Here is a 13,553-nt window from a genome sequence, read left to right as displayed (position 1 = left end):
GGCAGCCGCCCGTTTTACCGCTACCTAGAAACGCTTATATTGCACCAGGCCGGCAGCAGGGGCGCTCACCGCGAGCGCCACCATCGTCACGTCTTAGATACTATCTGAAGGACTACCTGTGGGCGTACAATACTGCTCGTCCGCTCCGTTCGCTCAAGGAAAACTCCCATTTGGTTCATGCTTGAACGCTGGCAGGATGATCCCGAGAGATTTCATGAAGCCCCCGTCCACTACTTCCCGGGACCATACAACTAGGCAACAGTGATGGGCGCCTCATCAATACATTATAAATTATTTGTATAATCAGTGAAATTTTCGTTGCCGTTGCGTTCGCCTTTGAGGTGCACTTTCTCAACAAGTGCGACCAAACCGAACGCGATATGGCCGCCGAATTCTACCAGCGCGCGTTCGACAAAGAGGTTGGGGCGGGGCACAACGTCGTGATGAACTGATGGCGCCCTAGCGCACCTACTCAAGGAACAGTGAGTTCAGGAACACCGCCTCGAAGGCGGGGATCTTCGACCCTGATCGCCGATCGAAGGGATCGCGTTCGGTCACAATCCCCCAGCGCCCTTCATAGCCGACGGGGCTCTGCCCGTCCGGCTGCCACCAGGGTTGGCGTTGAAGGTCGCGAATGACGACCCGCTCGGCCGCCTCTCCCTCCGGCGAACTCACCTGCTGCGCGGTTTGCCCAAGCACGTTGAGGTCCGCCTCAACTGCCTCCACCAGGGCCGCCGGCGCAAGCACCAGCCCAAAATTCGGCTGCCCCTCTGGAGGCGTCACCGGCGGGCCCTCATCATCGACCTCTTCGGGGCCCTGTGGCCACTCAGGCGGGTCGAAGGTGCGGCGGCTCTGGGCCACCCCTTCATGCACGCTTGTGACAAACCCAAAGAGCCCGCCAATGATCCCGCCAACCGCAATTCCCATGAAGATCTTGTTGAGGCCGACCGACACCTCCCTTCCCTTTCGAAAGCGAAACCGGGTCTGGTCGATCGTTTGGATCCAGCCCTGCCACTCATCGATCACACTGTCGTAGTCTTCGCAAATATCGGGGATGTCGACCTGATAGGGCAGAGCATTGTCTAACTTCGGCGCCGTCTGCTGGCCAGCCTCGAAGTACATGTTATGGGTTCCACGCGCAACGAAGACCTTTGCGTGGCGGTCGATCCTCGCAACATCGGTACCGACGAATGACCGAGTGACCATAAAGGTGAGGTCTTCCGGTTGCGCGGTACGTCCAACGAAATTGGCAAGCACACCCCGTGCACGCCGGCTGAGACCGATCTGATCCGGTTGAGGCATGTCTTCCGGGTCGATGTTGAGCGGACTCTCTGGCCCTGGCGGCACATGCGTTGGCGATCCCTGCTGCGGCGGCGCCCCGGGGTTCGGCACCAGGACTGTGACGGCCTGCCACTCCCCTTCATACGTCCCGTGGGGCAGCACGTGCATCGGTTCTTCGTCGATGCGGGCGCGGGCCCACTCGCTGTCGATCTCGCAATCGATGAGCCGTTCTTCGTGATACGCATAAAAGTAGTGGTACGTAATCATCCAGTATCCGCGGGGATAATGGATCTGCATGACGTTGGCAATGCCAGGCGGGAGCGCCGCCGTGGTGCTCTGAGGTACGAGTGGCGCGGTGTCCTGGTCGCGAACATCGGCCCAGACGTGGACCATGTTGGCGCCGAACGGCGACGGCTCCGCGGCGATCCCGGCAAACATGAGGTCGCCGGGGTCAGGCGGCTGGACGTCGTTCGGGCCACGACCTGTCCAGTCGCCCCGCTGGAGGAATAGCCCCGCTTCTTCGTTGTCGGCAAGATAGCGGTAGAACCCGTCTCCGGTAGGCTGATTGCCGATCCAAATTCCGCCGTCGATGCCATGCTCCTCGGGTGTCAGTTTCAACTGGCCGAGGGGTATGAGCGGCGCCCGGGGGAAGGCCGTCTCCTCTGGATCATGCGCGCAGTTGCCCCAACTTTCCAGCCGGTGGCGGGGCGGCTTGTTGCACCACATGGCCGACGCTCGCATAAACGTGGCAGGGTTGATTGGCGGAAATTTTTCCTGCGGATGGTAGTAGACGATCGGCTCGTAAGCGTCGATCAGTACGGCTTTTTCCTCAAGTGTCAGGGTCATACCGAGTCTCCTCCGTATGGCTTTTGCGGTGCATGCACCCCGGGCGGGCGTCCGGGCAAATCGGGTTGGGGATTGCCTCCGCAATCACGTCGACGAGCGTGCCCCAGTCCGGATCACACGTTGCCACTTTCATTGTCGTATCGCAGAAATCGAGCTGCCCGATCCCCTTCAGGCAAAACAGCATCTGTCCGAATGATTTTTCGAGAAAGTCCGGATCAACGACGGCCAGCCAGGCGAAGAACTCCTGCATGAGCACCTTCATATCTTGGCCGCTCACACGCCCCCCGCACCAAAGGTCCACATAGCGGCGCGCAAACGTCTCCAGCTGGTCGATCGCCGCAGGTCCTGCCTTGGCGATCCGGCGATAGAATTCGCCCTCTAGCTCATCAAGACACACGAAAAGCTTGGCAAGATGAGCCCGCTCGGCCGGATCCTGAAGACCATCGAGCACCCGTCGTTTCAGGGCGCGCCAGGCATTGCGGGCCTCCTGTGACATGGGCCGGCAGTTGAATTGCCTAAAATTGTTCGCCGGGTCGTAGCGCCAGATCCGGACGAAATCGAGCCGCCCATTGAGCGTGTAGCGGCCGTCGTGGGGCCACGCACCGATCGTGATAGCCCCCGGCGCCTGGATCGGCACAACGGGATAGCGAATGTCGGATCGATAGGCTGCCAGAACCCCGTCGAGAGTGATGCTCATGGTGGCAAGCCCGTCGTGAAGCACGGAGACCGTGTGGAACCTGTCCACCCCAACCGTCCGCTCCGCTCCGTCCGGGCTGAACTCGGCGGACGTGTTCAACCCGTGCCACTCATAGTTCGGCATCGGCGGTGGCGGATTTGCCGTCAAGGACTCCACCGAAAACGGGTCAGTCGAGCCCGTTGGGGCGGGTGTCAACGTGAGCCCGCTGGCGCCCAAAAGCGTGCCCTCCGGCTCACCCTGCTCGGCCGGGGCGTAGTAAACGAAGGTGATCACGCCGTCCCCGCGGACGAACAGCGCGAACGATCGCTCGGCTTCAACGAGGTTGACCCGTCGCTCCAAGGCTTCAAGCTCAAACCTTATATCCACCCGCACTGCCGTCATGATGTTAAACGACCGTTGATGCGGGACCGTCACGCGGCTCTGCTCTGACAGAAAGGCGATGCCGCGAAAGTCCCCTGGACCCGACGTCGCATTGGTCGACGTGTGGTGGCCGTGATTGAAATGTCCTGAACGATCAATCGCTTGCCCAGCAAGGGCAAAATCGTAGTACAAAATTTGTCGAAGCATCATTATTCCTCCAGCAAATCGAAATGCTCGCGTCGTTTTCACGAACAGATCGAACATGATCATGGCAGTCGTTTTCACGAACAGATCGAACATGATCATGGAAGGAGTGCGGCATTTTCGCGGCGCGTGATCCTGACCGGCGAGCGCCCCGCTGGACTACCTGATCCGGCCCTTCGCGGAATCGCTCACAAAGAGCTCCCGGGAGAGCTGACCGGACCAGTCAACCGCGCACCGCCTCGCGCCCGGGAGACGCCGTTCTCATTCGCCGATGCTGCGCTCCACGTCGCGCGCCAGGCGCACCTGACCCGCGAGCGTCGCCGCCGCGGCGCAGGTCTCCTGCGCCACGCCTCGCCGCGCCTCGCGGATCAAGGCGTCAGAGTCGTCCTGCGCAGCCCGGAACGCGGCGATCGCGTCGTCGCACCAGCCAGCGGCCTTGGCTGCGCGGTCCAGCGTCTCCGAAACCATCGAGCGGGCCTCCTTGTCGTAATCGCTGCGCGACCGATTAAAGCCGTCGAGACGCCCGGCCACTGCCGTAGCGATCTCCGCGTTCCGCTCCACGTTAGCCTTCAGGACCAGGCTCTTCAGCAGGAAATCGATCGTCTCGATCTCCGTCCCCAACGTGCCGCTGCTGTCCGGATCCAGGATCGGGCCGATGGGGCGCGGCGGCCCGTCGTCGATGGCAAGGCCGTTCGCGTCGATCCAAACGAAGCTGCTGGCCTCGATCCAGAGCGCGGTCTCGCCGTTGAAGAAGCCCCACGGACTGCCGTTGTTGTTCTCGTACACATTGGTCGCCGGGCAGTTGCCGCCGAACCCTCCGAAATACACCCGCAAAAGGCTCAGCGTCGGGAAGCTCGTGTAGAGCTGCGCAGCGCCGAGGCCGTTGGAGGCGGTGGACGCGTAGATGTCGCCGGGATCGGAGCTCGAGGCGTCGTTGTCCGTGGCGAGCGGCACGTCGCCGAAGCCAACGCCACAGGCTCCGTCCGGGCGTCCGTCGGAAAGGTTGTTATTGCCGTCGTCGAAGATGCCCTGGGTGGTGCTGGTGGCGAACTTGACTATGAAGTCCGCATTCGCCGAGGCCGTCGCTGCGGGCAGCAACAGCAGGCACGCCGAAATCTTGAGAACTGCACGACACTTCATGGCACAGGTACTCCCATAAGGTCGAAGTCTTGCAAAAAATGCCTTTTTTCCCCAAGTTCAAAAGCCGCTAACTGCTGTTGAGTCTATCGGTAACCATCCGATGCACCTCGAATCCGGATAGCATGGAGCCAAGTACGCTGAAAACCTGCCCTCTGCTCTCCACAGTCGACTCAATTTCCGACATCCAGCACAGAAAATCCCTGCCGCGATAGCGCAAGCGCAGGGGAGAAACTCAGCTATCGTCATCAAAATTTATAATTGAAAGATAGTGAGATATCGGGCAGTCTGCGATAGACAAATACCGAAAATTTTGGTCTTAGCTTATTTCCCGTCGAATTATAGTAAATCCTAGTGGATGGCAAATAGGCGGCAACCCTGTCTGACTGATCGATTACCTGTCCCTTATCGAGCACGAACGGCGTTACACTCAGAGCTTGACGTATGTCTAGAATACCCGGGGCGATTCAAAGAATGTGCAGGAATATTGCTATACGCTCTAGGTGGCGGACTCCCGCATTTCGGAAGGCAAAGACGGTAGATGGCAGTTGTCGGGAGATAAAGCCGCTAGGCTGCTCGAGGAGTTCGGCGCGCCACTGGCAGAGGCAGGCCTCTACCTGGAATGTGAGGTGTGGGACACGCTCGAGGACTTGCAAGCCGAGTCAGATGACATGGCTCGCTGGCGGCAGTGGCAGCGTGTCATGGAGGCTGTTCGACTCGACATCCTGAGCTGCAGCGTATTCTTGCCAGCCTGATCAGCCCCGATCAGAGCGCGGTGGGAGCAAGGGTGCGCGAGTCTCTCGGTTCCTTGCTGCAAGACTCTGAATTTGTCAGCTGGTACCACAACAGCAAGATGACTCTATCAGACGCCGAGGCTGGCAACGGAAGCTGGCAGAGCAGGGGGACTCCGCTGTCTCTCTCATCCAAGGTCTTGTCGAACGGCGAGCTAAAGATCACCGAGATACTAGGCTTTTTCTGAAAAGTCGGCGACCGAAGGTCAGACAAGGAAAAAATCGGCGAAAAGACAGAGTTTACGAGGTGTAAATGAGTACTTTGAGTCGATTTTTAACGCCGTATGGCCCGAGCGCAGCCAGTTTTCGGACAAAGCCTAGATCTCTAAGGGACAGGGAGAGTCGCCCTTTGTCGTCACCCATCACAAGAGACCCGCTGCACCGGCTGACCGGTCAGTTTCGCGAACCGGTCAGGGAGGCGACGTATCGCCGGGAGATCACGCCCAGGGTGCGCCTCGAGTCCGGCCTTGCGCTCTGCGTGGCGGCCCTGGTCTTCGGCATGTTTGCCATTTCCGACTACCACTACACCGGCGTGAGCACCGAGCTCACCCTGCTGCTCGCCATGCGCCTGTTGGTGGTGGTTTCCTGCCTGGTGCTGGCCTTCCTGATCGGACGCGCCGGCGACTATAACCGCCGGGTGTGGCTGCACGCCCTGCCCCTCTGGATATTGGCGACGGGCATCATCCTGATCATTCCCTTGCGCCCCGAGAGCCTGCCCACCCAAGTCACCGCGGTGGTGGTCGCCACCATGGCGTTCTACCTGCTGATCCCCAACCTGCTGCCCGTGGTGGCCACCGCCAGCCTCTACCTGAGCCTGGGTTTCCTGGCCTCAGCGGTGATGGTGGCGGACACTCCTGCAGTGGTGGCACTGCGCATATCGCTGCTGCTCATCATGACCAATGCCGTGGGCTTCTTCGCGCTGCTGCGCCTGGAAAAGCTGCAGCGAAAGCAGTTCGAGCTTCTGCAGGAAGAGCGTATCCAGAACCAGCAGATGGCCGAGGAAATCTCTCACCGGAAGTCGCTGGAAGCCCAGCTGCGCAGGGTCGCCGAACGGGATGGTTTGACGGGCCTGGACAGTCGCGGTCATTTCATGACCCGAGCCCAGGACCTGCTACTGCGAGCGCAATTCGACAGGTCACCCTTCAGCCTGATGATGATCGACGTGGACCACTTCAAGGCCATCAACGATACCTGGGGGCACAGCCAGGACGACCGGGTGCTGGCCGCGATCGCGGAAACTTGCAAGCGATCCCTCCGGCCCCAGGATGTGATCGGTCTTTTCGGAGGCGAGGAGTTCATCGTGGCCCTGCCGGACACGCACCTGAAGGACGCGCACATGGTAGCGGAGCGCCTGCAGAGCAAGGTCGCCGAGCTACCGGTGAGGGAGGAGATGCCCGACACCGCCTGACCGTCACCATCGGTATCGCCGGAGTTGTCAACGAGGAGACCGACTTGGCCGACCTGATAAACCAGGCCGACCAGGCTCTATACGCCGGGAAGCACGGCGGCAGGAACCGGGTCGTGATGAGTCAGGAAGTGGAAGACGAGGCGTGATGGGGTAACCACCGGAGAAGTCGCGAGGCTATGTGAAGGCTGTGGCATTGCCCTATTGTGGCCCCATTCTCCCGCAAGGAGCACTGCTGAGGGCAGAGCGTTGGTCACGGCCGAGGCCGACGTCGGCGATATCGCCCCCTCGACAGTCGCCGCGAACCGTTGCAAAGCCTACGCCACGCACCACCAAACAGCCTGGCAAACAGCTCGGCCCGAGATCGTGTCCGCGCCTGCCTCAGTGCCCGTTGATGGCCAGATACAGCCCCGAGAGACCGACGAGGATCAGGCTCAACGCCCAGACCACATCGAGGTTGAACCATGTGCGCTTCAGAAACCTGAGCCCGAGGTAGTAATAGGTCCCTGTGGCGATCACGCCACCGGCCACCGTCATGGCGGCGGTATGCGCCAGCGCCACGACGAACGCCGAGCCGATGTTGCGCCCCATCAGTTCGCGCGCGGCCGCGTGGCCGGCCTCGCCCGGCTCAGTTCCGGAAATGCCCAGGTAGATCGGCAGCAGCATCAAGCCCGCACCGTGCGCCATCGCGGCGAGAAACGACCAGAGCACCAGGCGCGAGGGATGCACCCGGGCAAGAATCCTCGGATGCCGGCGATTGATCAGCAGGTAGGCGCCTGCGGCAATCACCAGTGCTGCGGCGCCGACGCGGATTTCGGTCTGCCAGTCGAGCAGTACGGTCATCATGGAGAAGGGCAGCAGGATCGCCAGCATCGCCAGAAGGTGGCCGGCCGCCAGCGCCCCGAGCGCCTTGACCATGGCCTGGCCCCGCCCGTCCATCAAGCCGGACGATACGGCAAGCGGCCACCCCATCCCGGGATTGACGCCGTGATAGAACCCGGAAAGCAGGACGGCCCCCCAAAGGGCCGTCACCGTGCCCGCGTCGTCGAGCCCCATTCAGAGGTTGGGATAGCAGAAACTGTCGGTCGAGCAATCGCCGCCCTCAAGCCGGATCTGGTGGGCGCGATAGCCCTTGGGGAAATCGACGTAGAAATCGGGATCGAGCGTCAGACCGCCATTGTCACCGACACGGGCCATGACCATCTGGCCGCCCTCCTGCCCGGGATAGAACTGATTGTCCCATGAGGAATAGAGCGAGTTGGTCCAGTAGACCCGTTTACCGTCGCGGCTGATCTCGACCATCTGCGGGCCAAAGACGAAGGCCCCGCCGCCTGGATGGGGCGTGCCTCGGGCGATGCCGCCCAGTTCCACCTTTCCGGTCAGGACCGGGTTCATGGGGTCCGACACGTCATACTGGTGCATCTCGCCCAGGCCCCAACAGGCCACGTACAGGTACTTGTCGTCGAGACTGAGATCGATATCGGTGACCAGCGGTGGCACCGCCTCGAACCCCTGCAGGAGCGGCGGCAGGTTTTCCGCCGCCTCGGGGCGCGGATCGATGGTGATGGTCTTTTTGGACTGCCAGGTGCCATCGTCACCGCGCCACCAGGTGAAGATCGCGCCTTGCAGGTTGGTGGTGTCCACGACAATGCCGCAAAAACCGTAGGATTTCTTCGGGTCGTGCGCGGGCCGGATTTCCAGCGCCATCTGGTAGTTCTCGCCGAAATCCATCGTCTGGATATTCTTGCGCCGGCGCAGATCCCAGAAATGGATCGAATGGCCGTACCGGTTCGCCAGAAGGTCCTCGGCGACGATGCCATTCTCGAACTGCGGCGGCAGCCCCCATTCGGAGCTGACCATGTAGTCCTGCGGCAGGTTCCACCAGAAATCGTAATGCTTGTCCTGCTTGCCCCGATCCATCTCGTAACGGCCGAGGATCTCGAAGGTCTCGCAATCCATGATGAAGACGCCGGGCGGTCCGTCCGTACCGTCCGCTCCGCCGCCACCGAGTGTCGAGATATAGATGCCCTCGGGCCCGCAATGGACGGTGTGGGGGCGCGAATAACCGGTCTTCTCGAAAACCTCTTCGGGCTCGATGATCTTGTGGATCTTCGCGTCGAGCGGATCTTTCACGTCGATCACGTAGATGCGCGAGGACCGAATCCCCGGCACGATCAGGTAGCGGCGCTCGAGGAAGGCATGACCGGACATCGGCGACAGCGACGAGGAACAGGCGTTCCAGCCGAAATGATGGAACTCGTCGCCTGTATAGGGCATGGCCAGGGTGTGCACGATGGTGCCATAGCGATCCGAGTCCGGATTCAGATCGACCACGGCGAGCGCGTCCGGTTGCGCGCCGTCCGGGCTGAGCATCACGGTGAAGCCATAGTTCTCCACGGGCGCCCGCATGGCCAGCTGCGCCGTGGCGTGGAATGTCGGGTCGGGTCGAAAAGTCATGGTGCCCTCCCTTGGAAAGGACAGGAAATCCACCTGCGTCGTTCACAAGTCCACCGCAGTCCCTGGATCGCTCCACTGAGGCGGCCGGACGCCTGTAGGCGCTGCGGGCGAGCAGCGCCGGAAAACGGCCACGCTTGCCGGCGGCCCCGCCATACCAGCGAGTCTAGGACACTCCGTTCACCTTCGCCTGCCTGCCCAATCCGAAGGTAGCCCCCAAAATTCGCACGCCCGCTACCTTTTCCGACATGGCCGCTTCGGGTCGTCAGTTGCCAAACTTTTGCATCAGCGTGGCGTAAACTTCTCCATCCGGCCAGGAGTGGACGTTCGAAGGGTTGATATGATGTGAAGAAGAACCTGTGATCACTGGCGCGAGCCATGAGCGCCAAGTGACTGTAGGTGTGGGGCGCGCATTCAATTGATTAGTCAGATGTTACGCCGATGTTCTGAAAATAATCTAATGCTTGAGTGTCCAGGGTTATGGAATTTTCTTGAGCGTTAAGCGAATGAAGAAAGGCATTACATATAGTACCAACCAAGCCAAAGCAGTACACAGCACAGCGGTTTGCTCGCGCCCCAGGCCAACGGCTATTCCTGTCGCGACCGTGAACCAAATGCCAGCCGCCGTGGTAATCCCTGTAGCTCCACTCCATATTGTATAGTTAAATCATGATGCTCCATGGCAAGAAATCTTCTCTATCTCACCGATACCTAACTGATGAATCTCTTGGAATCAAGCTGGGCATAACACGCTTGATAAACAAACCTTCTTCAAGGTTATCTTTAAAAAGAAGCTCAATTGCCTGTTGAGCGATAACATCGAATGGGATATGCACAGAGGTCAAAGGGACCGGTAGACGGCTTGCTAGAGGCGTGTCGTTATAACCGACAAGAGAAAGCGATTGTCCGACCATGATTCCAAGACGATGTGCAGCGGCCATAACGCCGATGGCAAGATTATCATTGACAGCAAAAATAGCTGTGGGGCGCTCCTGTTGCGAGAGGAGGTCGAAACCAGCCGCTTCCCCTGACTCAATACTGAAACCCGACTCGACAACCCACTCTTCTCGCACCTGAACCCCCGCGTCACGCATTGCGCGACGGAATCCTTCTTGTCTCCCTCGGGCGTTGGAGGCGAAACTCGGTCCAGCCACTAGCCCAATATCCCGGTGGCCAAGATCAAGCAAATGCCGGGTAGCTAGATAGCCACCCTGAGAATCGTCACCCACTGACGAAGGGCTGATCCCATCGGTTCTCAGTACTAAGGAATGTGGAACGCCTTGGGCTCTCAACCGTGAGGGTAGCTGATCATCAAGCCTGCTGGTCGCCAAGATCAACCCATCAACTCGCCTATTCAACAGCGACTCAGCCGCCTGGCGTTCACTGTCAGGGTCGTCACCACAGGTGGCTACGATGGCAAAACATTGCCGGTCCATAGCGGCACGAGCAATAGCCTCATAGATCAGTGCCATGACCGTGTCACTCAAGCGCGGAACCAACACACCGATGGTGCCGGTCCCCCCCCGTCGCAAGCTAGAGGCAAGAATATCGCGCTTGTATCCGAGCGCGTCCGCAACCTCTTTCACCCGCTGGGCTGCTGGACTTTTGGAAGGAGGTAGACGTTCGTCTAAGACGCGCGAGACGGTAGACGTGCTTACGCCTGCGGCCTTAGCAACGTCACGCATAGTTACCGGTTTCTCATTCATCGATGCTCGAGTCCCTACCACTATCTACGTCAAGGAAGCGCCATCCAGGTGCCCTTCGTGCTCATAGGCAATTACTAACCTACACGACTTGGGCGATTCGGTCGCGATCATACAGCAGCATGCCCCCTCCCCCTCGATCCAACCCCACCATGACAAGGCAAATTGCCCAGCCCAGCGCCGCCCTAGACCAAAGTCGTATTTGACGAGGCTGACTTCCCGAGCCACCATGCAATCGTTCCCAGGAACGATATCATAACCACGTACATGAGGAATTACCATGAGTCTGGACCTCCGAGGCCTTACCCCCGCACCGGTCACCCCCTTCACCCGTGATGGCGAAATCGACTACGCGGCGATCAACAAATTAGGCGCCTGGCTGGGAAGCATCGATGGTGTCAAAGGGTTGGTAGTGCTAGGCCATGCCGGGGAAGGCACCTTCCTCACCTCCCAAGAGCAAACAAGCGTCATCGAAGCATTCGTCGAATCGGTGAAAGGTGAAATTCCCATCATCGCTGGCATCACAGGCGAAGGCGATTACGTTGCTGCTGAAGAAGCCAAGCGTGCAGTCAAGGCTGGCGCTTCTGCGGGGCTGGTCTACCCGTCACATGGATGGCTGCGGTTCGGCTACCAAGAAGGTGCCCCGCAGGAGCGTTACCGCCGCATCCACGCTGAAAGTGGGCTGCCACTCATCCTCTTCCAGTACCCGGATAACACCAAGGCCAACTACAACCTTCAGACACAGCTTGATATTGCAGCGCAGCCTGGCGTCTTTGCCATGAAAAACGGTGTGCGTAACATGAAGCGCTGGGACACAGAAATTCCTGTGATTCGCGCTGAGCAGCCGGACCTGCAAATCCTGACTTGCCACGATGAGTACCTGCTGCACACCATGTTCGATGTGGATGGAGCACTGGTAGGTTACGGTGGTATTGCTCCTGAGCCACTTATCGAGATGATCAAAGCTGGCAAGGCCAAGGACTACGCTAAGGCGCGGGAACTTCATGATCGACTGCTTCCCGTGACCAAGAATGTCTACCACCGGGGCTCGCACATGGAAGGCACCGTGGCGCTCAAGTGGGCACTCGTAGCTCGCGGAATTCTTGATCACGCCACTGTACGTGCACCTCTGCGCCCGCTCGCTGAAGGCGCAGATCGACAGATTGCTGACGCCATGCGTGAAGCCGGACTGGCCTGAGCCGTAAGGTGGGCTTGTCTCAGAGACAGCTATTACCTGGCGGTGGTGCCCCAGGGGGTATCACCGTCTGGCCAGTCTCTCGCTCCTTCTTATAAAATATAAGCTTATCAGGAGAACAGGATGAAAAGTGGCTCAAAGCAAAATCCAAGTACCGCCTCTTCAACGATAGCTGATAATCGCTCACGCTTTTCACTTTCAGTTCCACAAATGCTTGCCCTCATGGGGCCTGCCTTCGTGGCTGGCGCCTGGAGATTCGGACCTGGCGCCCTAACATCCGCTGTCCAAGCAGGTAGCCAATATGGATACGTCCTATTGTGGGTTATCTTGGTATCAGCAGTGCTCATGTTCGTCTTTAATGATATGGCAGTTCGGCTTGGGCTGGCAACCAACGAATCAGTAGTTGTAGGGTCCCGGATGATCAACTGAGCTATAGGAGTTATCCTCTGCTGGCAGCCAGAGAGCTTCTACAGCAATTCATCCGGGAGCAGGTTCATGGACATCAAGCTGCATAAGCAAGCGACGACGACACCGAAGATTCGTGCTGAGATCCAGGCAGCGTCCGCCAGTATCAGTGACAGCGAACTGGCCCGTCAGTACGGTGTGTCCGACTCGACCATTCGCCGTTGGCGCTACCGAGGCGATGTCCATGATCGACCCCACACGCGCCACAACCTGCTGACCACGCTCACCCACGAGCAGGAGGAAGTGCTGGTCGCCGCTCGCGAGTTTCTTCGGCTCGGCCTCGATGATCTGCTGATCGTTGCCCGCGAGTTCCTGAACCCTCGGCTGTCACGTTCCGGCCTGCACCGCATGCTCAAGCGGCGTGACGTGCCAACGCTCGCGGAGCTGGCCCGTCAAGATGTCGGCGGTGATGAGACGCCCCGATACAAGCCTTTCAAGGACTACGAACCGGGGTATGTGCACATCGACATCAAGCACCTGCCCCAGATGCCTGACGAGCAGCAGAAGCGCTACCTGTACGTGGCCATCGACCGGGCAACGCGCTGGGTGTATCTGGAGGTCCGCAGCAGCCAGTCCGCGAAGGATGCTCGCGCGTTCATGAAACAGGTGGAAGAGAAGGCGCCCTTCAAGATCCAGACGGTGCTGACTGACAACGGCAAATCCTTCACCGATCGCTTCACACGGGCCGGTGAGCGCAAGCCCAGCGGCCGGCATCCGTTTGACCAGGAGTGCCAGGCACATGGCATCGAGCATCGCTTGATCAAGCCTGGGCGGCCTCAGACGAACGGCATGGTGGAGCGCTTCAACGGTCGTATCAGCGATGTGCTGGCCACTCGATGCTATGCATCAGGTGAGGATCTAGAGCAGACGCTGAAGCGGTATTGTTGGTTGTACAATCACCATATCCCCCAGAAGGCGCTGCACCATCAATCACCAATTGCAGCGATGAAAGAATGGGAGGCTAAACGGCCAGCGCTATTTACCAAGCGAGTAGTCAATCATCCGGGACCCTACA

12 protein-coding genes are annotated in these 13,553 nt (G+C 59.6%); 5 read left to right on the top strand and 7 right to left on the bottom strand.

From position 1 onward, the window contains the following. Positions 1-468: 468 nt before the first annotated feature. From QLQ83_RS08955 to QLQ83_RS08945, 3 genes are all read right to left on the bottom strand, one after another. Entirely contained in the window at positions 469-2,127 is a 1,659-nt protein-coding gene (locus tag QLQ83_RS08955) for a hypothetical protein (protein ID WP_282735179.1), read from the bottom strand. Next, positions 2,111-3,490: a LamG domain-containing protein gene (locus tag QLQ83_RS08950; RefSeq protein WP_282735178.1), complete on the bottom strand. Its 1,380-nt coding sequence runs from the start codon at positions 3,488-3,490 to the stop codon at positions 2,111-2,113. The genes QLQ83_RS08955 and QLQ83_RS08950 overlap by 17 nt, the downstream gene beginning before the upstream one ends. Before the next feature lie 159 nt (positions 3,491-3,649). Further along, the gene (locus tag QLQ83_RS08945) at positions 3,650-4,528 is read right to left on the bottom strand and encodes a hypothetical protein (RefSeq protein ID WP_282735177.1); all 879 of its coding nucleotides are present in this window, start codon (positions 4,526-4,528) and stop codon (positions 3,650-3,652) included. Between the two features lie 1,137 nt (positions 4,529-5,665). On the opposite strand from QLQ83_RS08945, the gene QLQ83_RS08940 reads away from it, so the two are divergent. Together QLQ83_RS08940 and QLQ83_RS08935 are read left to right on the top strand one after the other, a co-directional pair. Continuing rightward, positions 5,666-6,724, top strand: coding sequence for a GGDEF domain-containing protein (locus tag QLQ83_RS08940; RefSeq protein ID WP_282735176.1), 1,059 nt, complete (start codon positions 5,666-5,668; stop codon positions 6,722-6,724). 44 nt (positions 6,725-6,768) lie between these two features. After that, on the top strand, positions 6,769-6,870 hold the full coding sequence (locus QLQ83_RS08935) for a hypothetical protein (protein WP_282735175.1): 102 nt from the start codon (positions 6,769-6,771) through the stop codon (positions 6,868-6,870). Positions 6,871-7,102: 232 nt separating this feature from the next. On the opposite strand, the gene QLQ83_RS08930 is transcribed toward QLQ83_RS08935, so the two are convergent. From QLQ83_RS08930 to QLQ83_RS08915, 4 genes are all read right to left on the bottom strand, one after another. After that, a complete protein-coding gene (locus QLQ83_RS08930) occupies positions 7,103-7,777 on the bottom strand; it encodes a hypothetical protein (protein ID WP_282735174.1) in 675 nt (224 codons plus the stop codon). After that, a complete protein-coding gene (locus QLQ83_RS08925) occupies positions 7,778-9,178 on the bottom strand; it encodes a selenium-binding protein SBP56-related protein (RefSeq protein WP_282735173.1) in 1,401 nt (466 codons plus the stop codon). Between the two features lie 475 nt (positions 9,179-9,653). Continuing rightward, positions 9,654-9,809, bottom strand: coding sequence for an MgtC/SapB family protein (locus tag QLQ83_RS08920; protein WP_282735280.1), 156 nt, complete (start codon positions 9,807-9,809; stop codon positions 9,654-9,656). A 67-nt stretch (positions 9,810-9,876) separates the two neighbouring features. Next, the gene (locus tag QLQ83_RS08915) at positions 9,877-10,881 is read right to left on the bottom strand and encodes a LacI family DNA-binding transcriptional regulator (RefSeq protein WP_282735172.1); all 1,005 of its coding nucleotides are present in this window, start codon (positions 10,879-10,881) and stop codon (positions 9,877-9,879) included. A 277-nt stretch (positions 10,882-11,158) separates the two neighbouring features. Between QLQ83_RS08915 and QLQ83_RS08910 the strand changes: the two genes are divergently transcribed. The 3 genes from QLQ83_RS08910 to QLQ83_RS08900 form a co-directional block, all read left to right on the top strand. Continuing rightward, positions 11,159-12,076 carry a dihydrodipicolinate synthase family protein gene (locus QLQ83_RS08910; RefSeq protein ID WP_282735171.1) on the top strand — a complete coding sequence of 306 codons (918 nt, stop codon included), beginning with the start codon at positions 11,159-11,161 and terminating at the stop codon, positions 12,074-12,076. A 120-nt stretch (positions 12,077-12,196) separates the two neighbouring features. Then, positions 12,197-12,502, top strand: coding sequence for a divalent metal cation transporter (locus QLQ83_RS08905; RefSeq protein WP_326521404.1), 306 nt, complete (start codon positions 12,197-12,199; stop codon positions 12,500-12,502). Between the two features lie 66 nt (positions 12,503-12,568). After that, positions 12,569-13,553: IS481 family transposase (locus QLQ83_RS08900; protein ID WP_282734302.1), on the top strand; the 985-nt coding region annotated here is incomplete at its 3' end.

Origin of the sequence: Halomonas rhizosphaerae, from assembly GCF_030010555.1 — a bacterium.
Taxonomy (GTDB): Bacteria; Pseudomonadota; Gammaproteobacteria; order Pseudomonadales; family Halomonadaceae; genus Halomonas; species Halomonas rhizosphaerae.
This window is presented reverse-complemented; position numbering and strand designations above follow the sequence as displayed.